We start from the raw sequence: 22,314 nt of genomic DNA, 5'->3' as shown, positions 1-22,314 counted from the left end.
GCGGAGAGTGGTCAGGCCTGCGCGTCGGCGGGGCGGACGACGTCGGGCACGGGCCCGGTCGTGGTGCCGGGCACGAGCTCGACGGGCAGCGTCGTGCAGGTGGGCTCCTCACCGGCCAGCACGCCCAGGACGGCTCGGCCGAGCGCGGCGCCCTTGGCCTGCAGCGGCTGGTGCACGCTGGTGAGCACGTCGGGGGAGAGCCACGGCAGGTCGATCCCGTCGAAGCCGGCGACCGAGACGTCGTCGGGCACGCGCAGCCCGAGCTCGCGGGCCGCGATGACGGCGCCCGCGGCGAGCAGGTCCGAGTGGGCGACGATCGCCGTCGGCCGCTCCGTCTCCGGCACCCATGCCCCGAGGATCTCCGTGGCGGCGTCGCGACCGTGCTCCACGAGGGACGCGGGCGTCTCCCACGAGATGACGGGCTCGACCGCGTCCCGCACGCCCGCGAGGCGGTGCCGCGTCGACGTGCGGTCGGCCTGGGCGAGGCGGGCCGCGTCGATCGGGCCGGACCGCTCCGCGGCGTCGAGGGGGAGCGTGATCTCCGCGATGCGGGTGTGCCCCAGCTCCTGGAGGTGGCGCACGGCCAGGGCCGTGCCCGCCCGGTCGTCCAGGGCCACGAGCGGTGCGCCGTCGACGCGGCCGCCCTCGCCGACCACGACGGGGACGTCGCGGCGACGCAGGGCCGCGAGCGTCGCGTCGTCGGTGAGCACGCCCCACACGAGCACGGCCACGTCCATGGCGGCGGACTCCAGCAGGGGGTCGACGGCGGGCACGGGCGCCGTCTCCTCGCCGTCGACCCGCGGCCCGGGGACCGCGCGCACGCCGGGGATGAGCAGCACGCCCAGGCCCTCGGCGCCGAGCACGTCCACGAGGCCGTCGAGCACCTTGACCGCCACCGGGTCGCGGAACGCGCGGCCGGGCTGGTCGCCGAGGACGACGCCCACGATGCCGGAGCGGCCCGAGCGCAGCTGCCGGCCGAGCGGGTTGGGGCCGGAGTAGCCCAGCTCGGCGGCGGCGGCGAGCACCTTGTCGCGCGTCTCGGCCGTGATCGGTCCCGCGCCCGAGAACGCCAGGGACGCGGTGGAGACCGAGACGCCCGCGAGCTCGGCCACCCGCGCGAGGGTCGGTCGGGCGTTGCTGCGGCCCATGGGGCTCCTTCCGGCGAGGTCCGGGGCGAAGCCTACCCGCGCTGACCAGCGCGCGCTCGAATCGATTTGACCCGCGTGGCGGATTCGGGAAGCGTCGGACCGTGAGCACCGAACTCCCCACCCGGCCGCCCGCGCACGCCGTGCGCGCCGCCTGGGCCGTCTTCGCGGTCTTCGTCGTCGCCGGGATCGGCATGGCCACGTGGGCCTCCCGGATCCCCGCGGTGCGCGACGGCCTCGGCTTCTCCGAGGCCGAGATGGGTGTGCTGCTGCTCACCGGCGCGATCGGGTCGCTCGTCGCGCTGCCGCTGTCCGGCATGATCGCCTCGCGCGTCGGCGCCGGTCGCACCTGCGTGTCGTTCGCCGCGCTGGCGGCCGCGGGCTTCGCCGTCGCCACCCTCGCGGTCGACGGCGACCACCCGATGCTGGTGCGGGTCGGCCTCTTCGTCGGCGGCATGGGCGTGGGCATCTGGGACGCCGCGATGAACCTCGAGGGCGCCGTCGTCGAGCAGCGGCTGGGGAGGTCGGTCATGCCGCGCTTCCACGCCGGCTTCTCGCTCGGCACGGTCGCGGGCGCGGGCATCGGCGCCCTCGCGGCGCACGCCGGCGCCTCGCTGCCGGGGCACGTCATCACCGTGATGGTGATCGACCTGATCGTCGTCGTGGCCTGCGTGCGCTTCTTCGAGCCGACGGCGGACGCCGCTGCCGGCACGGCCGGGGGCGCGGCGGACGCGCAGGCGGACCCGGCCACCGCCGTGGACACCGGCACCGGACACACCCTGCGCGACACCCTCGCCACCTGGCGCGAGTCGCGCACGCTGCTCGTCGGGCTGGTCGTGCTCGCCGCCGCGCTCACCGAGGGCGCCGCCAACGACTGGGTGAGCCTCGCGGTCGTCGACGGGTTCGGCACCGACGACTCCGTCGGGGCGATCGGGCTGGCCGTCTTCCTGTGCGCGATGACGCTCGCCCGGCTGGCGGGCACGTCGCTCATCGACCGCTACGGCCGCGTGACCATGCTGCGCGTGTGCGGCGCGGCCGCCCTCGTGGGCGTCGTCGTCTTCGCGCTCGTGCCGACGCTGTGGGTCGCGCTGGTCGGCGTCGCGGTCTGGGGCGCCGGCGCCTCGCTCGGCTTCCCGCTCGGCATGTCCGCCGCCTCGGACGACCCGCGCAAGGCCGCCCTGCGCGTCTCCGTCGTCTCGACCATCGGGTACTCGGCGTTCTTCGTCGGCCCGGCGCTCATCGGCTTCCTCGCCGAGCACGTCGGCTACCGCGACGCCCTGCTGGTGCTGGCGGTGCCGGTGGCCGTCGGCCTGCTGGTCGCAGGGGCCGCGAGGCCCCTGCCGGCCGCTCCCGAGCCGGCGCGTACGCTGGGCGAGTGAGCCTGTCGACCCTGAACACGCCGTCCGCCGACGAGCCCGCCCATGAGCGCGACGGGCGCGACACGGCCGCCCCGGCGCTCTCCGAGCTCACGACGCTGCGCGTCGGCGGGCCGGTCGACGAGTACGTCGAGGCGGAGTCCGAGGCCGAGCTAATCGACGCGGTGCGCGCCGCGGACGACGCCGACAGGCCGCTGCTGGTGATCGGCGGCGGCTCCAACCTGCTGGTCGCGGACGAGGGGTTCGCCGGCGTCGTCGTGCGCGACGTGCGCCAGGGCCTCGACGCGGACCTCGAGGACTCGTGCGGCACGGACGGCGCGTGCGGGGGCGCGAGCCTGCGCCTGCCCGCCGGCCAGGACTGGGACTCCTTCGTGGCCCAGGCCGTGGCGAACGAGTGGGTGGGGGTCGAGGCGCTGTCCGGCATCCCCGGCACCGTCGGCGCCGCGCCCGTGCAGAACATCGGCGCGTACGGCCAGGAGGTGTCCGGCGTCGTCGCGTCGGTGGTCACCTGGGACCGCGCTACCGGCAGCCGCAGGACCTTCACGCTCAGCGAGCTGGGCTTCGGGTACCGCACGTCGCTGCTCAAGCGGACGATGCGGTCGGGCGACCCGGACGACCCGGGCGCGCCCTGGTACCCCACGCCGCGGTACGTGGTGCTCGAGGTGAACCTGCAGATGCGGCTCGGCAGCCTGTCGGCGCCCGTCGGCTACGGCGAGCTCGCCCGGCGCCTCGGCGTCGAGGTGGGGCAGCGGGCGCCCTCGGCCGAGGTGCGCGAGGCCGTGCTGGAGCTGCGCGGCGGCAAGGGCATGCTGCTGGACGGCGTGGGCGGGGCGCCGCTCGGCGACCACGACCGCTGGTCGGCGGGCTCCTTCTTCACCAACCCGGTGCTGCCGGCCGACGCGGCGGACGAGCTGCCCGAGGACGCGCCGCGCTTCGCCGTCCGCTCCGCGACGCCGGAGTCCACCGTGAGCCCGAGCCTCGGCGTCGTCGACCCGACGCTCGTGAAGACGAGCGCCGCCTGGCTCATCGAGCACGCCGGGTTCACCAAGGGCTTCGGGCTCGCGGGCGAGCACAGCCCGGCGCGCCTGTCGACGCGCCACACCCTCGCGCTGACCAACCGCGGAGGTGCGACGGCGGCCGACGTCGTGGCCCTCGCCCGCACCGTGCGCGACGGCGTCCGCGACGCCTTCGGCATCGAGCTCGAGCCCGAGCCGGTCCTGGTCGGCACCGCCCTCTGACGCGTGGTGAGCGGCAGGGCCGAGGTCAGTAGAGGATGACCGGCGTGCCCTTCGGCATGCCCCACGAGTCCCAGAGCCAGTTCATCGCGGCGTTGGACACGCGCACGCAGCCGTGCGACGCGGGGTACGGCGGGATGGACCCCGAGCCGTGCACCGCGTACCCGCCCGAGAAGTACTTCGGCCGGTACATCGACCCCAGCTCGAGCGTGGACTCGTGCATGCCGTTGCGCTCCATGTACACGGCGTAGGAGCCGCGCGGCGTCGTCGCGTGATAGCTGCGCCCCTTGGCCTCGTACGTCTCCCCGTTGCCCGACGACGCGTTGATGATCCGGGTGACCTTCCCGCCCTCGACGGTCATGAGCAGCTGCCGGTCCAGGTCGATCTCGATCGCCTTGCCGGACGACGAGTGGGCCTGCGGCCGCACGCCGTCGTCCAGCGCGGCCTGCGTCTTCGGGCCGACGACCCCGTCGCGGTACTGCCCGGCGGCCTTCTGCAGCGCCCAGACGGCCTGCTGCGTGGCCGGGCCGAAGCTGCCGTCGGCCTCCTGGATGAAGTACCCGAGCTCCTGCAGCCGCTCCTGGAGCGCGACGACCCGCTCACCGGAGTCGCCGTACTCGAGCATCTTGTCCCGCTCCTCGGCGGCCTTCTTCTCCGCCGCCTCCTGCTCCGCCTGCTCCTTCGCGGCGGCCTCCTCGGCGGCCTTCTTCTCGGCCTCCTTCTTCTCCGCGGCCTTCTTCGCCTTCTCCGCGGCGCGCTTCTCGGCGGCCTCCTGGTCGGCCTTCTCCTTCGCGGCGGCCTCCTCCGCGGCCTTCTTCTCGGCGGCCTCCTGATCGGCCTGGTCCTGCGCGTCCTGGTCGGCGCGGCCCTGCGCGTCGGAGGTCGACCCGGCGCCGTCCTCGGACGGGGGAGCGGAGGTCGTGGGGGCCGCGCCCGGCTCGGGCTCGGTCTCGCCGGACAGGGGAGCGCATCCGGCGAGCGCCAGGGTGAGCACCACCGGGACGCCGACGAGCGACGCCGTCAGGCGTCGCCTCAGGCTGGGAACCGTACGCATGGAGCCCCTTCCGCGCCGTCGGCGCACCAGGCGCGCCGCGGGGTACCACCGTGCCCCGCGGGTGCCCCGAACGCGACCGCAGCGCTCCGGTCGTGTCGTGATCGTCACCGTGTCGTGACCTGCCGCCTGCCGTTCACCTGCTCAGACGCACGACGGAGCGACAAGGTGGGGGCGTGGACACCGATCGACCGACGCCGTCCAGCACGCGATCTCTCGCGCCGTCGGACCCGACGACGCGAGAGATCGCGTGCTGGCCGGCAGGCGCGGTCAGCGGCGGTCCTCCTTGAGGACGGCGAGCCGCTGCCGGTACTCGGCCTCGTCGATCTCGCCGCGGGCGTAGCGCTCGCCGAGGACGTCGACGCCGCCCGCGCCGCCACGGGCCCACGGCGGACCGTACCGCCGCGCGCGGCGGGCGACGAGGAAGACGACGGTGGCGAAGAGCAGGAACCACAGGATCGGGAAGACGATCCACCAGCCCGGCCCGCCGCCGGCGGCGTACGGGTGCGCGGCGAGCGCCGCGGGGACGGCGGTCGCGGTGACGGTGGTGAGCATCGGGGACTCCTCGTGACGGTGGGCCCGCCCGGTGCGAACCCTTCGCCTCCACCGTCGCCCGGTGGGGTGGGCCCCGTCGTCAGCCCCTCGTACCGACCTGCGTCGTCCCGTCGTGCCGCTCGCGCGTGCCCGTGCGGAGCGCGGGTCAGCCGGTCCAGCCGGGGCGTACGACGCCGCCCTCGTACGCCGCGACGACGAGCTGCGCGCGGTCGCGGGCACCCAGCTTCGCCATCACCCGGGAGACGTGCGTCTTGACGGTCGACTCCGACAGGTAGAGGGCGCGCGCGATGTCGTCGTTGGACAGGCCGCCGGCCACCTCGACGAGCACCTCGCGCTCGCGGGCGGTGAGGTCATCGAGGCCGGGCGGCGGCGGCACGTCGCGGGTGGCGTCGGCGACCCGGGCGAGCAGGCGCCGGGTGACGCCGGGGGACAGCAGGGCGTCGCCGGCCGCCACCACGCGCACCGCGCGCACGAGGTCGGCGGGCTCCGTGTCCTTGACGAGGAAGCCGCTCGCGCCGCCGCGGATGGCCTCGGCCACGTACTCGTCCAGCTCGAACGTCGTCACGACCACCACGTGCACGCCGGCCGCGCCCGGGTCGGCGACGATGCGCCGGGTCGCCTCCAGCCCGTCCGCCCCGGGCATCCGCACGTCCATGAGCACGACGTCGGGCCGCAGCCGCAGCGCGAGGCGCACGGCCTCGTCGCCGGTCGCGGCCTCGCCCACGACGGTCATGTCGGCCTCGGCGTCCAGCAGCGCGCGGAAGCCGCCGCGCACCAGCGCCTGGTCGTCGGCGAGCAGCACCCGGATCATGCATCCTCCTGCGAGCTGTCAGACCCCTGTGGTGCCCGAGCAGGCTGCGCGTCTGACACGTCGGTGGGCAGCGGGATGGTCGCGGCCACGGCGAACCCGCGTGCGGCGGGCCCGGCGGCGAGCGCGCCGCCCGCGCCCTCGACCCGCTCGCGCATGCCGCGCAGGCCGTAGCCGGCCGCGTCCCCGTCGTGCGCACCGACCGGACCGCCGTCGTCGTCCACCGTGACGCGCAGCAGGTCGTCGTCGCGGGCGACGCGCACGACGACGGTCCGCGCCCGCGGCGCGTGCCGGCCCACGTTCGTGAGCGACTCCTGCACCACGCGGTACGCCACGCCCGCGACGTGCGCGGGGACGGTCCCCGACGGCCGGAGCGCCGGGTCGACGTCGAAGCGCACGGTCACGCCGCGGGCCCGCAGCGGCTCCGCCAGGCGGGGGAGGGCGGCGAGGTCCCAGGTGGGCGTGCGCGGCTCGGGGGCGTCGGTCGGCGGGGTGACACCGTCGCCGTCGCCGCCGTCGCCCTCGCCGCGGACGACGCCGAGCACGGCGCGCACCTCGTCGAGCGCGTCGCGGCTCGTGGCCTTGATGGACGCGAGCGCGGAGCGCGCCTGGTCGACGTCGCGGTCCAGGAGGTGCAGGCCGACGCCCGCCTGCACGTTGATCGCGGACAGGGAGTGGGCGAGGACGTCGTGCAGCTCGCGTGCGATGCGGAGGCGCTCGGTGGCGACGGCGGTCCGCTCCCGGTCCGCGCGGGCGGCCCGCCAGGCGGCGGCCCGGGCCAGCCGCTCGCGGATGCCCGTGGCGACCAGCAGCGCGACGGCGGTCCAGGCGGCACCCCCGAGCAGGCCGCCGACGCGGGTCTCGTCGTCGCGCAGGGCGGCCGCGCCCACCACGACGCCCCACATCAGCAGCGCCCCCGACCAGGCGACGACCCGCGCCCGGGCGGGTTGCCCGGTGAGGAGCACCATGACCAGGACGCCGACCGTGCCGCCCAGCGCCGGCCCCCAGGCATAGCCGAGCGCGAGGTACGTGCCGACGGCTCCGGCCGCGAGCACCACCGCGAGGACCGGCCGCCGGGGCAGCGCGAGCAGCACGACCGGCCCGACGAGCGCGAGCAGCAGCCCCAGCGCGTCGACGTCGCGGGCCCCGGGCTGCCAGTGCGACGCCCCGAACGTCCCGACCGTCACGACGACGGCCAGCGCCACCGCGAGGAACAGCCGGGGGCGCCACCGGTCGAGCGGGCCGCGGTCCATGCCCGGCACGCTACGCCGCGGCGCCGTCCCGCGCGTCCGCCCGGGGTGCCGTCCCGGGTCGTCCCGGGGGACCATCCGCGGGCGGACGGGCACCCGCCCGGGGGCGGGGCGTCGCCGGCCGGTCCCGGGCGAGCAGCACGGCGCCGAGGACCAGGGCGATGCCGAGCACCGCCGCGGGCGTCAGGGCCTCGCCCAGCACGACGACCGCGAGGACGGCGGCCCCCACGGGCTCCAGCAGCGAGAGCAGCGCCGCCGACGTGGCGCCGACGCCGCGCTGCAGCCCGGCGTAGAACGCCAGGTAGCCGACGGCGGTCTGCACGAGGGCGAGGAAGGCGAGCGTCCACCACGCGGTGGCGTCGAGGGAGCCGAGGGCGAGGCCTGCACCGGCGGCGGGCACCAGCGACACGAGGCCCGCCAGGGTGAACGACGTCCCGAGCAGCGGGGCAGGGCCCAGCCCCGGCAGCACGCGCCGGTTGACCACGGTCGTCGCCGCGAACGCGACGGCGGCCACGAGCGCGAGGGCGAGGCCCCACGCCAGGTCCCGGGTCGTGCCCGCGACGGGGCGCACGCCGCTGACGAGCGCGAGCCCGACGACGGACGTCGTGAGCGCCGCGAGCACCGGGACGCGCGGGAGCCGGCGCGCGCGGACGGCGGAGCGGGCCGTCACGACCAGCGGCGCCGCGCCCAGGGCGACCACGGTCGCGACGGCGACGCCCACGTGCGCGACGGACTGGAAGTAGGCGGCCCCGAAGACGGCGGTCAGCGCGGCGGTGAGCGCCACGTGCCGCACGGAGGCCCGGGTCCGGGGGACGCGCCGGAGCTGTCCGGTGGCCGCGGTGACCGCGAGCACGGCCAGTCCGCCGCCGAGCAGGCGCAGCGCGGAGACCGCGGTGGGCGGCATCGCGCTGTGGGCGCCGATCGTCGCGGCCGCGACCCCGCCCGTGCCCCAGAGCAGCGCGCCCACGGCGACGAGGGCGGCGCCGGTTCGGGCCGGGGCGTGCCCGCGGACGGGTCGGGGCGGGAGGGTCGACGTCGGCACCGGCCCATCGTGCGCCGGGGCGTGGTGCAGATCAATCGAAGTCTGCCGAGGTCTGCCTTAAGATTTTCCGATGCACCACGGTTCTCCGATGCACCTGGACCCGCGCCGGCTGGCCACCCTCCTCGCCGTCCACCGGTACGGCGGCATCGTGGCCGCCGGCGAGGCGCTCGGCGTCTCCCCGTCGGCGGTCTCGCAGCAGGTGGCGCGCCTCGAGGCGGAGTCCGGCCAGCGGCTCGTGGACCGGCAGCCGGCCGGGGCCGTCCTTACGCCCGCCGGCCGGCTGGTCGTCGCGGCGGCGGAGCGTATCGAGGCCGAGCTCACCGACACGCGTCGGGCCCTCGCGGAGCTGGCGGGCGAGCCGAGCGGGACGGTCGCCGTGGGGGCGTCGCCCACCCTGGTCGGCGGCCTCCTCGCTCCCCTCGCCGGCCGGCTGGCGCGGACCGCCCCCGGCCTCGACGTCCACCTGTGCCAGACGGAGGGCGAGGCCGCGCAGCGGGACCTGCGCCGCGGCGACCTCGACCTGATCCTCACCGAGACCGAGAGCGCCATCGGGCGGACCACCCCGGCGGGGATGCGCGACGTGCCGGTCCTGGACGAGCCGTGGCTGGTCGTGCTGCCCGCCGACCGCCCCGTGCCCGAGCGGCTGACCGACCTGCGGCACGCCACCTGGCTCGGGGCGGAACCGGGGCACGCCGCCGACCGGGTGGTGCAGCGGGCACACGCCGCCTCGGGGGCGACGACGCCGCTGACGCACCGGTACGACGACTACGCGGTCGCCCTCGCGCTGGTCGCCGCCGACCTCGGCGTCGCCGTCGTCCCGGCGCTCGCGGCGGGGGACCTCCTGCCCGACGCCGTGCAGGTCGTCGCGCTGCCGGGGCTGGGGACGCGACAGATCGTCGCCCGGCACCGCACGACCGGCGGCGCGCCCGGGCCGGCGACCCTCGCCGTGCTCGACCAGGTGGTCGCCGCGGGCAGGTCCGTCGCGGCGGCCGTGGCGGACGTCCGCGGGTAGCCGCCCGGGTGTCGGGACCCGGCGCTACCGTCGTCGGGTGGTCACCGACCGAGCCGCGGGCGCGCCCGTGCGGCTGACGCGAGACCAGGCCCGCCGCATCGCGGTGCGTGCCCAGCTGCTCGACGCCCACCGCCCGGACGACCTCCTCGCGACGGTCGAGCACCTGATGGTGCTCCCGGTCGACCCGACCGCCGCCGTCGCGCCCGCGGTCGACCTCGTGCCGTGGTCGAGGCTCGGCCGCACGACGTGGCCCGGCGCCGTCGAGGACGCGCTCGCCGACCGGATGCTCTTCCGCCTCGGCGGCACGGTGCGGCCGACGGAGGACCTGCCGCTCTACCTCGAGCAGATGCGCCGGTGGCCGTTCGGGGACTGGCGCTCGAGCTGGTTCCACGACAACGCGCCGTTCCTCGACGACGTCCTGCGCCTGCTCGAGGCCGACGGGCCGCTCGTCGCCCGCGACGTCCCGGACACCAGCGTGCGGCCCTGGCGCTCCTCCGGCTGGACCGGGCACCGCAACGTCACGCAGATGCTGGAGTTCGCGAACCTGCACGGTGACGTCGCCGTCTGCGGGCGGCGGGGCCGCGACCGGTTGTGGGACCTGGCCGAGCGCGTGTACCCGGACGTCGAGCCGCTGCCGCGCGCGGAGGCGGCGCGCGAACGGGTCGCGCGCCGCGTGCGGGCACGGGGGATCACCCAGGCCCGCCTGCCCGGTCTGCCGGGGGACGAGGACCACGTGGACCTGGCGGGCACGCCGGCCACGGTGGAGGGCACCGAGCGGACGTGGCTCGTCGACCCGGCGGCCCTCGACGCCGTCGACGAGCCGTTCGAGGGGCGCACCGCGGTGCTCTCGCCGTTCGACGCCCTGGTGCACGACCGCGCCCGGCTCCTGGAGGTCTTCGACTTCGACTACGTGCTCGAGATGTACAAGCCGCGCGACCGACGTCGCTGGGGCTACTTCGCGCTGCCCGTGCTGCACGGGGACCGGTTCGTCGGCAAGGTCGACGCCACCGCCGACCGTAAGGCGGGCGTGCTCCGGGTGGACGCGATCCACGAGGACTTGCCGTTCGACCCCGACGTGTCGCAGGCGGTGCGCGCCGAGCTCGCGGACCTCGCCGCGTGGCTCGGGCTCGACGACGTCTCCCTCTGACCGCTCCCTCCGACCGCTCCTCTGACCGGGCCCGCACCGTCCGGCCGGCCGGGGCGGATGAGAGTCCTCTCATCGACGTCTCACCCGGGGCACGCGCGCGACCGCTCGGATGGCGACGTGCCGACCAGCCCCGCTCCGACCAGCCCCACCCCGACCAGCCCCACCCCGACCCGGCCCGCGGACCACCGCGCCTGGCTCGACCTCCTCACCGGCGATGCTGTCGCAGACGTCCTGGGCGCGGCGCTCGCGGCCGACGGCGCCACGCTCGAGTCGTGGTCGGTGCGGCATGTGCACGCGCGCCCCGGGGCCGAGGTGACCGTGGCGTACGACGTCGTGGCCGGGCGCGACGTCGGCGGCCGCACGGTCCGCGGGCCGGAGCACCTGTTCGCGACGAGCGCCCGCACGTCCGCGTTCCGCCGCGCCCGTGGCGACCACCGGGACCGTGCCGACCGTGCCGACCGTGCCGACCGGGGCGGCGGCCTCGGCCCCGGCGTCGTGCGCCTCGACGACGGGAGGCGCTCGGTGCACGTGTGGCGCCACCCGCACGACCCGGCACTGCCCGGTCTGGCGGCGGGGAGCACGCCCGACCGGGTCGCGGAGCGGCTGCGGGCCGCCGGCGCCGACGGCCCGCTGCTGTCCCTCGAGACCGTCACCTACCGCCCGCTGCGGCGCGCGGTGCTCCGGGCGCGCACGGCCGACGGCGCCGCGTACGTCAAGGTGGTCCGCCCGGCCCGCGTCGACGACCTCGTGCGGCGGCACGCGCTCTTCGCCGCGCGCCCGGGCGGCGTGGCCGGGCCGCGGGTCAGGTCCTGGTCCGCCGACGGCGTCGTCCTGCTCGACGAGGTGCCGGGGGAGTCCGTCGCGGAGCTCGTCGCGCGCACGCCTGCCGCCGACCAGCCCGCGTGCGTCGACCCGGCGGAGCTGCTGCGGGTCGCGACCTCGCTGCCGCGCGCGGGTCTCGCCCTGCCGCGCCGTCCGGCCTGGGCCGACCGGTCGGCACACTACCTCGGCTCGCTCGCCACCGTGCACGGGGTCGACGCCGCCCGGCTCGCCGCGCTGCGCGAGGCGATCGGTGCCGTCGTCGCCGCGGGCGACCCCGGCCCGCTCGTGACGACGCACGGCGACCTGCACGCCGCCAACCTGCTGCTGGACCCCGTCGTCGGCGCCGGGGACCGCCCCCGCGTCGGCGCCGTGCTCGACGTCGACACGCTGGGCCCGGGGCACCTCGTGGACGACCTGGCGTGCGCCGTCGCGCACCTGGCGGTGCTGCCCTCGCTCGACCCGGCCGCGTACGCGGGCGTGGGCGGGCTGGTGGACCGCTGCCTCGACGTCTTCGGCCGCGCGGTGGAGCCGACCCTGCTCCGCGCCCGGGCTGCTGCCGTCGTCGTCTCGCTCGCCGCGGGCGCGGAGGACGCGGCGGCCGCCGGGGCGCTCCTCGACGTCGCCGAGCGCCTCGCCGCGGAGGCCGCCGCAGTCTGAGAGCCCTCTCATCCACGCCTCCCGGCCCTCTCACGGTGGCCGCGGAGTCTGGGAACCAGTCGGCGGGAGAAGCCCGCCGGGAACCATGCACCACCCGCACCGACGAAGGAGCAGCACGATGAAGGCACGCAGCGCATGGATCGTCACCGGCGCGCTGGGCGCGGTCGGCCTGGGGGCCGGCGTCGCCGCGGCGCAGGGCACGTTCGACCGCACGCCGACCGACGCGGTCGTCGCCGACGCCGTCCAGGTGGGCGACGACGGGGCCTCCTCGACCGCGTCGGCCGCGGCGTCGCCCGCGAGCCCGTCGCCCGCGGCGGTGCAGAACGGCACGTCCATCACCACCGTGACGGCGGGCTCGGTCGCCACGCCGGCGACGGCGCCCACGACGCAGACCGCGAACACGGCGCCGTCCGCCCAGACCGCCCAGACCGCTCCGACCGCCCAGACGGCCCCGACCGCGCAGACCGCGGCGTCCCCGGTCAGCCCGGTGACCCCGCAGTCGGCGAGGACCGCCCCGACGGCGGCCTCCACGGACTGACCGTCCCGCCCTCGCGCACCTCGCCGCCGGCCGCCCTCACCACGAGGGACGGCCGGCGGCGTCGTCAGGCCAGGCGGTACCCCATGCCGCGCACGGTGACGAACCGCTCGGCGCCGAGCTTGTTGCGCAGGTAGCGCACGTACACGTCCACCACGTTGGAGCCGGGGTCGAAGTCGTACCCCCACACGCGCGAGAGCAGCTGCTCGCGGCTGAGCACCTGCCCGGCGTTGCGCAGGAACGCCTCGGCGAGCGCGAACTCGCGCGCGGACAGGTCCACCTCCACGCCGGCGGCGGTGGCCCGGCGGGTGCGCAGGTCGAGGCTGAGGTCGCCGTGGCTGAGCACGGTGACCTCGCCCGCCGGCTCGGCCCGCAGGCGCAGCCGGATGCGCGCCAGCAGTTCCTCGAAGCGGAACGGCTTGGGCATGTAGTCGTCGGCGCCGCCCTCGAGGCCGGCCACCGTGTCCGCCACGGAGGTGCGCGCGGTGAGGATGATGACCGGCAGGGTCACCTTGGCCTCGCGCAGCCGGCGCAGCACGGTGAAGCCGTCCTGGTCGGGGAGCCCGAGGTCGAGCACCATGAGGTCGAAGTCGCCCGACGACGCGAGGTCGAACGCCTCCCGCGCGGTGGCGACCGTGGTGCTCGCGTAGCCGGAGGCGCGCAGCCCCTTCGCGACGAACGACGCGATGCGCGTCTCGTCCTCGGCGATGAGGATCTGGCTCACGTGGCGGGTCCTTCCCGGTCGGGGGCGGTGCGCGGGGGCAGCTCGGGGGTGGGCGCGGACCGCGCGGTCGGCGCGGTCCGGCCGACGGGGGGCACGGCGCGGCCGGGGGCCGGGTCGGGGCCGGCGTCGGGGACCGGCAGCACCGGCACGACGACCGCGAACGTGGAGCCCCGGCCTGGGGCGGACTCGACCGTGACCTCGCCGCCGTGCCCCTCGGCGATGGCGGCGACGATCGCCAGGCCGAGCCCGGAGCCCTCCCGCCGCTCGCCGTCGTGCTCGCCCCGCGCGAAGCGGTCGAAGATGCGCTCCAGGTCGTCGGGCCCGATGCCGACGCCCTCGTCGCGCACCCACAGACGCACGCGTGCGCCGTCCGGCGTCGTGCGCGACCCGATCGCCACCACGGAGCCGGGCGCGGAGAACTTCACCGCGTTGGCGGCGAGCTGCAGCCAGGCCTGGGTGAGGCGCTGCGCGTCCGCCATGGTGCGGGCGTCGGTGCGCGAGTCGACCAGCCAGGTGCGCTCGCCGAGCGTGCGCGCCTTGTCGAGCACGTCGTCGGTGAGCCGGCCCAGCTCCACGGGCGCCGGCCGCACGAAGTCGGGCTGCCCGACGGTCGCGAGGGTGACCAGGTCGTCGACGAGGCGGTGCATCCGGTCGAGCTCGTCGAGGGCGAGCACCCGCGTCTCGGCGGCGTCCGCGGGGTCGGCGGTGTCCATCAGCTCGAGGTGCCCGCGCACGATCGTCAGCGGGGTGCGCAGCTCGTGCCCGACGTCGTCGAGCAGGCGGCGCTGCGACTCGAACGAGCCCTCGAGCCGGTCGAGCATCCCGTTGAAGGCTCGGGTGAGGTGGGTGAGGTCGTCGTTGCCCGACTCCGGGATCCGGGCGGACAGGTCCGACTCGCCGATCTGCTGGGCCGTGCGCGCGAGCACCCGGATCGGGCGCAGCAGGCGTCCGGCGAGCAGCCACCCGACGACCCCCGTCACGACCAGCGCCGCGAGCGCGACGAGCAGGTAGCCGCGGAAGACGGCCTGCGTCTCGGCGTGCTCGGCGTTCCGGTCGTAGGCGAGGACGAGGGCGGCGGGGTCGCCCGACGCCGTCACCGGGGCGACGGGCGCGACGAGCACCCGGTAGTCGGTCGTCGAGGTGCCGATCGTGCGCAGCACGGCCGTCTGGGACGTGAGCAGCGGGGTCACCGCCGCGACGAGCTCGGGGTCGTCCTGCAGGTGCACCTCCACGGCCTGCTGGGAGACGAGCGGCCGCTTGCCGGTGCGCAGGCCGAGCACGCCCTCGTGCCGGGCCGGCACGTCGAGCTGGATGGCGGCGATCACCACCTCCTCCGCGGAGGAGAACGGGTCGCCGGTCACGGGGTCGACCCCGGACGCGCCCAGGGTCTGCAGCTCCTGCGCGCTCTCGGAGAGGTCGGCGTCGATGCGGTCGTCCACGTGGTCGTACGTGAGGAGGTACGCGGTGGCGCCGGCCAGCGCGAGCGCGAGGGCGGTGAGGGCGAGGAGGACGGCCAGGATGCGCGTGCGGACGGTGGGCCCGCCCTGGGGCCGCGGGGCTCGCGCCATCAGTCGTCCTTGTCCGTGTCGGGGGCGTCGTCGTCGTCCGGGCCGTCGTCGTCATCGTCGTCGGGCCCGTCGTCGTCATCGTCGTCGTCCGTGGGCGGGACGGGCGCGACGCCGCCGTCGTCGGACGTGCGCGTCGGCGTGGGCGTGGGGCTCCCGGACGGCGTCGGCGTCGGCTCCCCGGACGGGTCGGGCGTCGGCGACGCCGGGTCGGGCGTGGGGGAGACGACCACCACGCCGCCCACGTCCCGGTCCTCGGGCTCGGACGACAGGGCGGCGGCGAGGACCCCGCCGATCAGTGCGACCAGCGCCACCCCGAGCATCCAGGGCACCGCGGCGCGCCACCGACGTCCGGACCGTTCAGCCATGCCTGGATCATCCCGCGGGCGGATGAGACGCAGATGAGAGCGCGTCGGCCCCGGTGCCCGGTCCCGGGTCGGGATCCGCGAGCCAGGCGTCGACGTCGGCGAGCAGGCGGCGCCGCGTCCCCTCCGAGGCGCGGCTCGCGCGCACCGACGACCGCGCCAGGTCGGCCAGCTCGGCGTCGGTGAACCCGTGCACCTCGCGCGCGGCGACGTACTGGTCGAGCAGCCGGGAGGAGAAGAGCAGGGGGTCGTCCGCGCCGAGCGCCACGCGGGCCCCGGCCTCGACCAGGGGCCGCAGCGGCACCTGGGACGTGTCGGCGTAGACGCCGAGGCCGACGTTCGAGGCGGGGCACACCTCCAGGGCGACCTCGCGCTCCACGAGCTCGTCGAGCAGCGCCCGGTCCTCCCCGGCGCGCACCCCGTGGCCCAGCCGGTCGGGGTGCAGGGCGTCGACGACGTCGCGGACGTGCGACGGCCCGAGCAGCTCGCCGCCGTGCGGCACCGACGCCAGGCCGGCGCGGCGCGCGATCCGGAACGCGGCGGCGAACTCCGCGGTGTCGCCGCGCCGCTCGTCGTTGCTCAACCCGAAGCCCACCACCTCGCCGGGGCCCTCGCCCGCGTACCGGGCCGCGAGGCGGGCGAGCGTGCGCGCGTCCAGCGGGTGCCGCATCCGCGAGGCGGCCACGACCACCGCCACCTCGACGCCGTGCGCGGCGCTCGCGGCCCGCGCGGCGTCGAGCACGATCTCGACCGCCGGCGTGATGCCGCCGACGAACGGCGCGTACGACGTCGGGTCCACCTGGATCTCGAGCCGTCGCGACCCCTCGGCGGCGTCGTCCGCCGCGGCCTCGTCGACCAGGCGGCGCATGTCCGCCTCCGAGCGCACGCACGCGCGGGCCGCGTCGTAGAGGCGCTGGAAGCGGAACCAGCCGCGCTCGTCGGCCGGCACCCGCAGCGGGTCGCCGTCCAGCAGGGCGCCGGGCAGCCGCACGCCGTGCCCGACGGCCATGTCGCGGAGGGTGGGCACCCGCATCGACCCCGTGAAGTGCAGGTGCAGGTGAGCCTTGGGGAGCTTCGCCAGATCGCGCACGGCGCCAGTCTGCCCCGACTTCGCGGGCGACGGCCCGATCAGGGCAGCCAGCCGCGCTCGCGGGCCACGGTCACGGCCGCCGTGCGGTCGTCGACGCCCAGCTTCGCGAACGCCCGCAGCAGGTGCGTCTTCACCGTGGCCTCCGCGATGAACAGCTCCCGCCCGACGGCGGCGTTGGACAGACCGCGCGCCACCAGGCCCAGCACCTCGGCCTCGCGCGCGGTGGGCCGCTCCGCCGCGGTGCGCACGCTCGTCACGAGCCGGGTCGCGACGCCCGGCGCCAGCACCGTCTCGCCGCGCGCGGCGGCGCGCACGCCCGCCACGAGCTCGTCGCGCGGGGTGTCCTTGAGCAGGTAGCCCGTCGCCCCCGCCTCGACCGCGCGCAGGATGTCGGCGTCCGTGTCGTACGTCGTGAGGACGACGACGCTCGGCCCGGCGCCGCGCGCCGCCGCGACGATGCGCGCCGTCGCGCCCACGCCGTCGAGGCGCGGCATGCGCAGGTCCATGAGCACGACGTCGGGCGCCAGCTCGCCGGCCAGCGCCACCGCCACCTCGCCGTCCGGGGCCTCGCCCACCACCTCGACGTCGGGCTCGCCGTCGAGCATCCCGATGATCCCCGAGCGCACCACCGGGTGGTCGTCGGCGACCAGCACGCGCACCGTCGCGCCCGTCCGCGGGCCCGTCATGCCGCACCGCCCGAGACCGGCACGTGCACCTCGACGCGCGTGCCGCCGCCCTCGCCGGGCTCGACGGCGAGGGTGCCGCCCACCGCGGACACGCGCTCGCGCATCCCGGCCAGCCCGAGCCCGTCGACCTGGCCGGGCGGCAGGCCGCGGCCGTCGTCGGTCACCTCGAGCCGGACGTCGGGCGCCCCGCCGACGTCGCGCGTCAGCCGGATCGTCACGCTCCGGGCCCCGGCGTGCCGCCGCACGTTCGCCAGGGCCTCCTGCGCCGCGCGCAGCAGCACCACGTCGGCGGCCGCGTGGCCGGTGGCGCCGCCGGCGCGGGCCGGGGCCGTCGCGCCGGCCACGTCCAGCAGCACGGGCGTGCCCGTCTCGGCGGTGAACCGGTCGGCCAGCCGGCGCAGCGCCTCCGCGAGCGTCGAGCCCTGCAGGGGCACGGGCGCGAAGGCGGCGACGAGCGCGCGGGCCTCCGCGAGGTTGTCCCGCGCGGTCTGCTCCACGACCACGAGCCGTTCACGGGCACGGTCCTGCTCGCCCCGGTCGAGGGCCGCCGTCGCCGCCTGCGCCTGCGTCACCACGCTCGTGAAGCCCTGCGCCAGGGTGTCGTGGATCTCCCGGGCGATGCGCTCGCGCTCCGCCGTCACGCCCGCGGCGTGGTGCGACTCCGCGAGCTCCGCCTGAGCCCGGCGCAGCTCGTGCAGCAGGCGAGCGCGCTCCTCCGAGCGGCGCATCGTCGCGGCGAACCAGAGCCCGAGCAGCACGGAGAACGCGATCGCGATGCCCATCTGCGGTGCGGCCTCGATCAGCGTCGGGACGTCGAAACCCTGCTGGGCCGCGATCGCGAACGTGGTCGCGACGCCGAGCGCGACGCTGGCCACGACGGCGCGGCGCGGCGGCTCGAGGAGCATCCAGAGCTGCGTGAACGACGCGAACAGCAGGAACGTGGCCAGGCCGCCCTGGGCGACGGCGACCGCGGTCGTCGCGACCAGCACGACCGTGTAGGCCAGCGCCCGGCGCTGGTCGCGGCTGCGCGCCGCGGGGGCGCCCCACACCGCGTAGCCGACGAGCATCACCGCCATCGCCGCGTACGCGGTCCACAGCCCGCGGGCGTCGGTGCCCCCGCCGAGCGCCATCGCCGAGGCGGTGAGCAGCACGATGAGCACGAACCCGACGTCCCACCACACGACCTGCCGGTCCCACGGGTCGGACGTCACCCGCGCGACCTCGTCGTCGGCCCCCGGGCCCGCCGCGGTGCCGTCCCCCGCGCCGGGGGCGTCGTCAGCCGTCGTCACGGCGCCGCCACCGGAAGGTGCGCACCCCGACGACGAGCCCCACGATCAGCCATGCGACCAGTACAGCAGCGGTCGCGGGGTGCTGCCAGGACCCGCTCGTCTCGAGCGCCGCCATCTCCTCCGGGAGGAACACGGACCGCATGCCCTGCGCGATCCACTTGAGGGGGAACACCGAGGCCAGGGTCTGCATCCAGCCCGGCAGGGCGAAGAACGCGAAGAACACGCCGGAGATGAACTGCAGCACCAGCACGACCGGCGTCACGACGGCGCTCGCGGACCGGCCGGACCGGGGCAGGGACGAGAACCCGACGCCGCAGACCGTGCCGGTGGCGGCGCCGAGCACGAACACCCAGGCGAACGTGACCCATCGGCCGGCGTCCGTGGGCAGCGGGACGTCGAAGGCGAGGGCCGCGACGGCCAGCAGCAGGGCCGTCTGCACGACCGACGTCGCGAGCGTCAGCGCCACCTTGCCGCCCACGTACGCGGTCACCGGCAGGGGAGTGGCCCGCAGGCGGCGCAGCGTGCCGTCGTCGCGCTCCACGGCGATGGAGACGGCCAGCGACTGGAAGCTGGTGAGCATGATGCCGGTCGCGACCATGCCGGGTAGGAAGTACTGGGCGAAGCCGATCTGGGCGACCTCGGTGCCCTGGTCCTCGCTCCCGAACACCGACGCGAAGATCGCCAGCATGACGATCGGGTAGGCGAACACGAAGATCACGGCGTCGCGCTCGCGCCAGAACTGGCGCAGCTCCACGCCCGCCCGCACCAGGGTGAGCCGGGCGACGCCGGGCAGCCGTCCGCCCCTGCCCACCCAGGCCGCCGTCGCGACGGCCGGGCCCGTCGGGCCGGCGTCCCGGCGTGTCGAGACCTGGTCCGTGGTGCTCATCGGTCGTCCTCCGAGGTCAGCAGGCCCAGGTAGACGTCCTCGAGGCTGGGGCGGGTGATGCACAGGTCGGCGACCTCGCCGTCGGCGCCGGCGGCGGTCGCCATGAGGTGCGCGGCGAACGCGGTCGGGGCGTCGGTGCGCTCGGCGTGCGGGACGCCGTCGGCGGTCCAGGTCACCCGGGGGGTGCGGGCGTCGGGCCCGCCGAGCGCCTCCGGCGTCCCCTCCGCGACGACGCGCCCGTCGCGCACGACGGCGACGCGGTCGGCCAGGTGCGCGGCCTCGGCGAGGTCGTGCGTGGTGAGCAGGATGGTCGTGCCGGCGTCCCGCAGGCGCAGGACGAGGTCCCAGAACGTGCGCCGGGCCTGCGGGTCGAACCCGGTCGTCGGCTCGTCGAGGAAGAGCAGCTCCGGGTGGCCGACGACGCCGAGCGCGACGTCGAGCCGGCGCCGCTGCCCGCCCGACAGGGAGCGCACCCGTGCGCTCGCCTGGGGCGCGAGGCCCACGGCCTCGACGACCTCGTCGGGGTCGCGGGGCGCCGGGAAGTAGCGGGCGGTGGAGCGCACGGACTCCGCGACCGTGAGCTCGGCCTGGTCCCGCGAGTCCTGCGCGACGACGCCGAGCCGCGCCCGCCATGCGCGTCCGCCCCGGGCGGGGTCCTCGCCGAGCACGCGCACCTCGCCGCCGTCGCGGTCGCGGAACCCCTCGAGGATCTCGATCGTCGTCGTCTTGCCCGCGCCGTTGGGGCCGAGCACGGCGACGATCTCGCCCGTCGCGAGGTCGAGGTCCAGCCCGTCGACCGACTGCTTGGCCCCGTAGCGCTTCGCGAGCCCGCGGACGCGGACGACGGCGTCGGAGGTGCCCGGTGCGCCGGGGGAAGGATCGCCGGGACGCCCGCGCGGGGCGGCCGGCGGGGGAGCCGGGGAGGGTGTCGTCGTCGAGGTCATGCGTCGATCGTCGCCCTCGCGGCGGGTCCCGCGGGAGCCTCGGACGACGGGACCGGGCGTCCACCGATCGGTGGACGGCGGGCGGCCGGGCCGAGGTTCGGGCGTGGTGCGGGCGGTGGTGCGGGCGTGGTTCGACCCAGCCCTCCGCGTCGCGTACAGTTGTCCCTCGGTGGTTGATGCCCGCCAAGATCGAACGCGCCCTTCCGGGGTGGTTCGAGCGTGGCGACAGGGGCGTCGAGCACGAAGGGTAGTGGCGCAATTGGTAGCGCAGCGGTCTCCAAAACCGCAGGTTGCAGGTTCGAGTCCTGTCTACCCTGCCAGCGTGATCCCCCGCGGGGCCGCGCGCAGCGGGGCCATCCGCATGACCCCGGAACGCCAGGAGTCAGTGCCGTGGGTGCGTCGCCGGCAGGTGGCGCGGCCGCGGCGGGAACGCGAAACGGGGTAGACGAGTGAGCGAGTCACCGGCTGAGGCCGTGGGGACGCCCGGCGGTGGCACGTCCGCCACCGGCAAGCGCCCGAACCTGTTCGCGCGCATCGCGCTCTTCGTGCGCCAGGTCGTCGCGGAGCTCCGCAAGGTCGTGACCCCGACCCGCTCGGAGCTGGTCAACTACACGATCGTGGTGCTGGTGTTCGTCACCGTGGTCATGCTGTTCGTGGTGGCCCTCGACTGGGTCATCGGACTGGGCGTCCTCGCCCTCTTCGGCGACTGACCTCGGCACGCCGCCGGACGCCCGCCCCCGAAGCAAGCAGATTCCAGAAAGCAGGTTCGTTCGTGTCCCAGGATCCGCTGGACCAGACGGAGAACGTCGACCCCACCCAGCCCGACGCCGACGGCGCCGCGGCTGACCTCGACGTGCCCGCGGACCCCGCCACGGACGCGGCGCCCGAGGAGGCCGTCGAGGTCGCCCCCGACGAGACCGACGCCGAGGACACGGACGCCGACGAGGCCGCCGAGGACGAGCGCCCGGCGGACGCCGACGGCGACGTCGTCGAGGACCCGGCCGAGGAGTTCCGCCGCACCCTGCGCTCGCAGCTCGGCGACTGGTACGTCATCCACTCGTACGCCGGGTACGAGAACCGTGTGAAGGCCAACCTGGAGAATCGCATCCAGAGCCTGAACATGGAGGACTACATCTTCCAGATCGAGGTCCCCATGGAGGAGGTGACCGAGATCAAGAACGCGCAGAAGAAGACCGTCCGCCGCGTCCGCATCCCCGGTTACGTCCTCGTGCGCATGGACCTCACGGACGAGTCGTGGGGCGCCGTGCGCCACACGCCGGGCGTCACCGGCTTCGTCGGCCACACGCACCAGCCCGTGCCGCTGACGCTCGACGAGGTCTACTCGATGCTGGCGCCGGTGTTCGTCGAGGCCGCCCCCGAGGCCGGCAAGGCCGCCGCGGCGGCGTCGGGCGCGACGGCGAAGGCCCCGGTCGAGGTCGACTTCGAGGTCGGCGAGTCGGTCACCGTCACGGACGGCCCGTTCGACACGCTGCCTGCCACGATCTCCGAGATCAACGCCGAGGCCCAGAAGCTCCAGGTCCTCGTCTCCATCTTCGGCCGGGAGACCCCGGTCGAGCTGTCGTTCAACCAGGTCGCCAAGATCTGACGGACGCGGTACTGCAACCGGGTCATCGCCCACGGCGTCGGCCCACGAACAAGAAAGACAGGGAAGAGTCATGCCTCCCAAGAAGAAGGTCTCCGGCCTCATCAAGCTCCAGATCAAGGCCGGTGCGGCCACGCCCGCCCCGCCGATCGGCCCCGCGCTCGGTCAGCACGGCGTGAATATCATGGAGTTCTGCAAGGCCTACAACGCGGCCACGGAGTCGCAGCGCGGCAACGTCGTCCCCGTCGAGATCACCGTGTACGAGGACCGCTCGTTCACGTTCATCACGAAGACGCCGCCGGCCGCCGAGCTCATCAAGAAGGCCGCCGGTGTGGCCAAGGGCTCCGCGACCCCGCACACCGTCAAGGTCGCGCAGCTCACCCAGGACCAGGTCCGCGAGATCGCGCAGACCAAGCTCCAGGACCTCAACGCGAACGACATCGACGCCGCGATGAAGATCGTCGCCGGCACCGCTCGTTCGATGGGCATCACCGTCGCGGAGTGATCCGCGACCGGGCCACCCGCGC

Annotated in this window: 22 protein-coding genes, 1 tRNA gene and 1 pseudogene; 10 read left to right on the top strand and 14 right to left on the bottom strand. The window is 76.2% G+C overall.

Annotated features, from left to right (window positions below; genetic code table 11):
* Window positions 1-11 precede the first annotated feature (11 nt).
* Complete coding sequence (locus ACH443_RS15570; protein WP_429764829.1) at window positions 12-1,148, bottom strand: LacI family DNA-binding transcriptional regulator; 1,137 nt, start codon at window positions 1,146-1,148, stop codon at window positions 12-14.
* Window positions 1,149-1,183: 35 nt separating this feature from the next.
* Between ACH443_RS15570 and ACH443_RS15565 the strand changes: the two are divergent.
* Window positions 1,184-2,524: pseudogene (locus tag ACH443_RS15565) on the top strand (MFS transporter); the annotation flags it as partial.
* Window positions 2,521-3,759: a UDP-N-acetylmuramate dehydrogenase gene (locus tag ACH443_RS15560; RefSeq protein WP_430590796.1), complete on the top strand. Its 1,239-nt coding sequence runs from the start codon at window positions 2,521-2,523 to the stop codon at window positions 3,757-3,759. The pseudogene ACH443_RS15565 and the gene ACH443_RS15560, both read left to right, overlap by 4 nt.
* Window positions 3,760-3,784: 25 nt before the next feature.
* On the opposite strand, the gene ACH443_RS15555 is transcribed toward ACH443_RS15560, so the two are convergent.
* The 5 genes from ACH443_RS15555 to ACH443_RS15535 form a co-directional block, all read right to left on the bottom strand.
* Entirely contained in the window at window positions 3,785-4,810 is a 1,026-nt protein-coding gene (locus ACH443_RS15555; RefSeq protein ID WP_430557967.1) for a L,D-transpeptidase family protein, read from the bottom strand.
* Between the two features lie 267 nt (window positions 4,811-5,077).
* Window positions 5,078-5,362, bottom strand: coding sequence for an SHOCT domain-containing protein (locus ACH443_RS15550; protein ID WP_429764824.1), 285 nt, complete (start codon window positions 5,360-5,362; stop codon window positions 5,078-5,080).
* A gap of 145 nt (window positions 5,363-5,507) precedes the next feature.
* Window positions 5,508-6,173, bottom strand: coding sequence for a response regulator (locus ACH443_RS15545; protein WP_429764823.1), 666 nt, complete (start codon window positions 6,171-6,173; stop codon window positions 5,508-5,510).
* Complete coding sequence (locus ACH443_RS15540; protein WP_430590795.1) at window positions 6,170-7,423, bottom strand: sensor histidine kinase; 1,254 nt, start codon at window positions 7,421-7,423, stop codon at window positions 6,170-6,172. The genes ACH443_RS15545 and ACH443_RS15540 overlap by 4 nt, the downstream gene beginning before the upstream one ends.
* A gap of 10 nt (window positions 7,424-7,433) precedes the next feature.
* Window positions 7,434-8,462 carry a DMT family transporter gene (locus tag ACH443_RS15535; protein WP_430590794.1) on the bottom strand — a complete coding sequence of 343 codons (1,029 nt, stop codon included), beginning with the start codon at window positions 8,460-8,462 and terminating at the stop codon, window positions 7,434-7,436.
* Window positions 8,463-8,532: 70 nt separating this feature from the next.
* Between ACH443_RS15535 and ACH443_RS15530 the strand changes: the two genes are divergently transcribed.
* The 4 genes from ACH443_RS15530 to ACH443_RS15515 all read left to right on the top strand — a co-directional run bounded on the left by ACH443_RS15530 (window position 8,533) and on the right by ACH443_RS15515 (window position 12,638).
* Entirely contained in the window at window positions 8,533-9,474 is a 942-nt protein-coding gene (locus ACH443_RS15530; protein WP_429764818.1) for a LysR family transcriptional regulator, read from the top strand.
* A gap of 37 nt (window positions 9,475-9,511) precedes the next feature.
* Entirely contained in the window at window positions 9,512-10,621 is a 1,110-nt protein-coding gene (locus ACH443_RS15525; RefSeq protein ID WP_429764817.1) for a DNA glycosylase AlkZ-like family protein, read from the top strand.
* Between the two features lie 117 nt (window positions 10,622-10,738).
* Window positions 10,739-12,100 (top strand): phosphotransferase, encoded by a 1,362-nt coding sequence (locus ACH443_RS15520; RefSeq protein WP_430590793.1) that lies wholly within the window; start codon window positions 10,739-10,741, stop codon window positions 12,098-12,100.
* Window positions 12,101-12,218: 118 nt separating this feature from the next.
* Window positions 12,219-12,638 (top strand): hypothetical protein, encoded by a 420-nt coding sequence (locus tag ACH443_RS15515; protein WP_430590792.1) that lies wholly within the window; start codon window positions 12,219-12,221, stop codon window positions 12,636-12,638.
* Between the two features lie 64 nt (window positions 12,639-12,702).
* On the opposite strand, the gene ACH443_RS15510 is transcribed toward ACH443_RS15515, so the two are convergent.
* From ACH443_RS15510 to ACH443_RS15475, 8 genes are read right to left on the bottom strand one after another with little or no spacing between them, the layout of a single operon-like run.
* A complete protein-coding gene (locus ACH443_RS15510) occupies window positions 12,703-13,359 on the bottom strand; it encodes a response regulator transcription factor (protein WP_429764814.1) in 657 nt (218 codons plus the stop codon).
* A complete protein-coding gene (locus tag ACH443_RS15505; protein WP_429764813.1) occupies window positions 13,356-14,927 on the bottom strand; it encodes a sensor histidine kinase in 1,572 nt (523 codons plus the stop codon). Before ACH443_RS15505 ends, ACH443_RS15510 begins: the two co-directional genes overlap by 4 nt.
* Complete coding sequence (locus ACH443_RS15500; RefSeq protein ID WP_430590791.1) at window positions 14,927-15,292, bottom strand: hypothetical protein; 366 nt, start codon at window positions 15,290-15,292, stop codon at window positions 14,927-14,929. Before ACH443_RS15500 ends, ACH443_RS15505 begins: the two co-directional genes overlap by 1 nt.
* 7 nt (window positions 15,293-15,299) lie before the next feature.
* Entirely contained in the window at window positions 15,300-16,379 is a 1,080-nt protein-coding gene (locus tag ACH443_RS15495; RefSeq protein WP_430590790.1) for an adenosine deaminase, read from the bottom strand.
* A gap of 38 nt (window positions 16,380-16,417) precedes the next feature.
* Window positions 16,418-17,065, bottom strand: a complete 648-nt coding sequence (locus ACH443_RS15490) for a response regulator (RefSeq protein ID WP_429764808.1) — start codon at window positions 17,063-17,065, stop codon at window positions 16,418-16,420.
* Window positions 17,062-18,354, bottom strand: coding sequence for a sensor histidine kinase (locus tag ACH443_RS15485; protein WP_430590789.1), 1,293 nt, complete (start codon window positions 18,352-18,354; stop codon window positions 17,062-17,064). Before ACH443_RS15485 ends, ACH443_RS15490 begins: the two co-directional genes overlap by 4 nt.
* Window positions 18,341-19,240 carry an ABC transporter permease gene (locus tag ACH443_RS15480; protein WP_429764804.1) on the bottom strand — a complete coding sequence of 300 codons (900 nt, stop codon included), beginning with the start codon at window positions 19,238-19,240 and terminating at the stop codon, window positions 18,341-18,343. The genes ACH443_RS15485 and ACH443_RS15480 overlap by 14 nt, the downstream gene beginning before the upstream one ends.
* Window positions 19,237-20,184: an ABC transporter ATP-binding protein gene (locus ACH443_RS15475; protein WP_430590788.1), complete on the bottom strand. Its 948-nt coding sequence runs from the start codon at window positions 20,182-20,184 to the stop codon at window positions 19,237-19,239. Before ACH443_RS15475 ends, ACH443_RS15480 begins: the two co-directional genes overlap by 4 nt.
* Window positions 20,185-20,428: 244 nt before the next feature.
* Here ACH443_RS15475 and ACH443_RS15470 point away from each other — a divergent pair.
* From ACH443_RS15470 to rplK, 4 genes are all read left to right on the top strand, one after another.
* Window positions 20,429-20,504: transfer RNA gene (locus ACH443_RS15470), tRNA-Trp, on the top strand.
* Window positions 20,505-20,633: 129 nt separating this feature from the next.
* Complete coding sequence (gene secE, locus ACH443_RS15465) at window positions 20,634-20,894, top strand: preprotein translocase subunit SecE (RefSeq protein WP_429764801.1); 261 nt, start codon at window positions 20,634-20,636, stop codon at window positions 20,892-20,894.
* 62 nt (window positions 20,895-20,956) lie between these two features.
* Window positions 20,957-21,790, top strand: a complete 834-nt coding sequence (gene nusG / locus ACH443_RS15460) for a transcription termination/antitermination protein NusG (protein ID WP_429764799.1) — start codon at window positions 20,957-20,959, stop codon at window positions 21,788-21,790.
* 70 nt (window positions 21,791-21,860) lie between these two features.
* Entirely contained in the window at window positions 21,861-22,292 is a 432-nt protein-coding gene (rplK, locus tag ACH443_RS15455) for a 50S ribosomal protein L11 (protein WP_429764797.1), read from the top strand.
* Window positions 22,293-22,314 lie beyond the last annotated feature (22 nt).

It is taken from the genome of Isoptericola sp. NPDC019571 (genome assembly GCF_044389385.1).
GTDB lineage: Bacteria > Actinomycetota > Actinomycetes > Actinomycetales > Cellulomonadaceae > Isoptericola > Isoptericola nanjingensis.
This window is presented reverse-complemented; position numbering and strand designations above follow the sequence as displayed.

Bases quoted from the DNA above. Each gene is read 5' to 3' on its own strand.
- ACH443_RS15570 (WP_429764829.1), bottom strand. From the start codon at position 1,148: ATGGGCCGCAGCAACGCCCGACCGACCCTCGCGCGGGTGGCCGAGCTC.
- ACH443_RS15555 (WP_430557967.1), bottom strand. From the start codon at position 4,810: ATGCGTACGGTTCCCAGCCTGAGGCGACGCCTGACGGCGTCGCTCGTC.
- ACH443_RS15550 (WP_429764824.1), bottom strand. From the start codon at position 5,362: ATGCTCACCACCGTCACCGCGACCGCCGTCCCCGCGGCGCTCGCCGCG.
- ACH443_RS15545 (WP_429764823.1), bottom strand. From the start codon at position 6,173: ATGATCCGGGTGCTGCTCGCCGACGACCAGGCGCTGGTGCGCGGCGGC.
- ACH443_RS15540 (WP_430590795.1), bottom strand. From the start codon at position 7,423: ATGGACCGCGGCCCGCTCGACCGGTGGCGCCCCCGGCTGTTCCTCGCG.
- ACH443_RS15530 (WP_429764818.1), top strand. From the start codon at position 8,533: ATGCACCACGGTTCTCCGATGCACCTGGACCCGCGCCGGCTGGCCACC.
- ACH443_RS15515 (WP_430590792.1), top strand. From the start codon at position 12,219: ATGAAGGCACGCAGCGCATGGATCGTCACCGGCGCGCTGGGCGCGGTC.
- ACH443_RS15505 (WP_429764813.1), bottom strand. From the start codon at position 14,927: ATGGCGCGAGCCCCGCGGCCCCAGGGCGGGCCCACCGTCCGCACGCGC.
- ACH443_RS15500 (WP_430590791.1), bottom strand. From the start codon at position 15,292: ATGGCTGAACGGTCCGGACGTCGGTGGCGCGCCGCGGTGCCCTGGATG.
- ACH443_RS15490 (WP_429764808.1), bottom strand. From the start codon at position 17,065: ATGACGGGCCCGCGGACGGGCGCGACGGTGCGCGTGCTGGTCGCCGAC.
- ACH443_RS15480 (WP_429764804.1), bottom strand. From the start codon at position 19,240: ATGAGCACCACGGACCAGGTCTCGACACGCCGGGACGCCGGCCCGACG.
- ACH443_RS15475 (WP_430590788.1), bottom strand. From the start codon at position 20,184: ATGACCTCGACGACGACACCCTCCCCGGCTCCCCCGCCGGCCGCCCCG.
- rplK (WP_429764797.1), top strand. From the start codon at position 21,861: ATGCCTCCCAAGAAGAAGGTCTCCGGCCTCATCAAGCTCCAGATCAAG.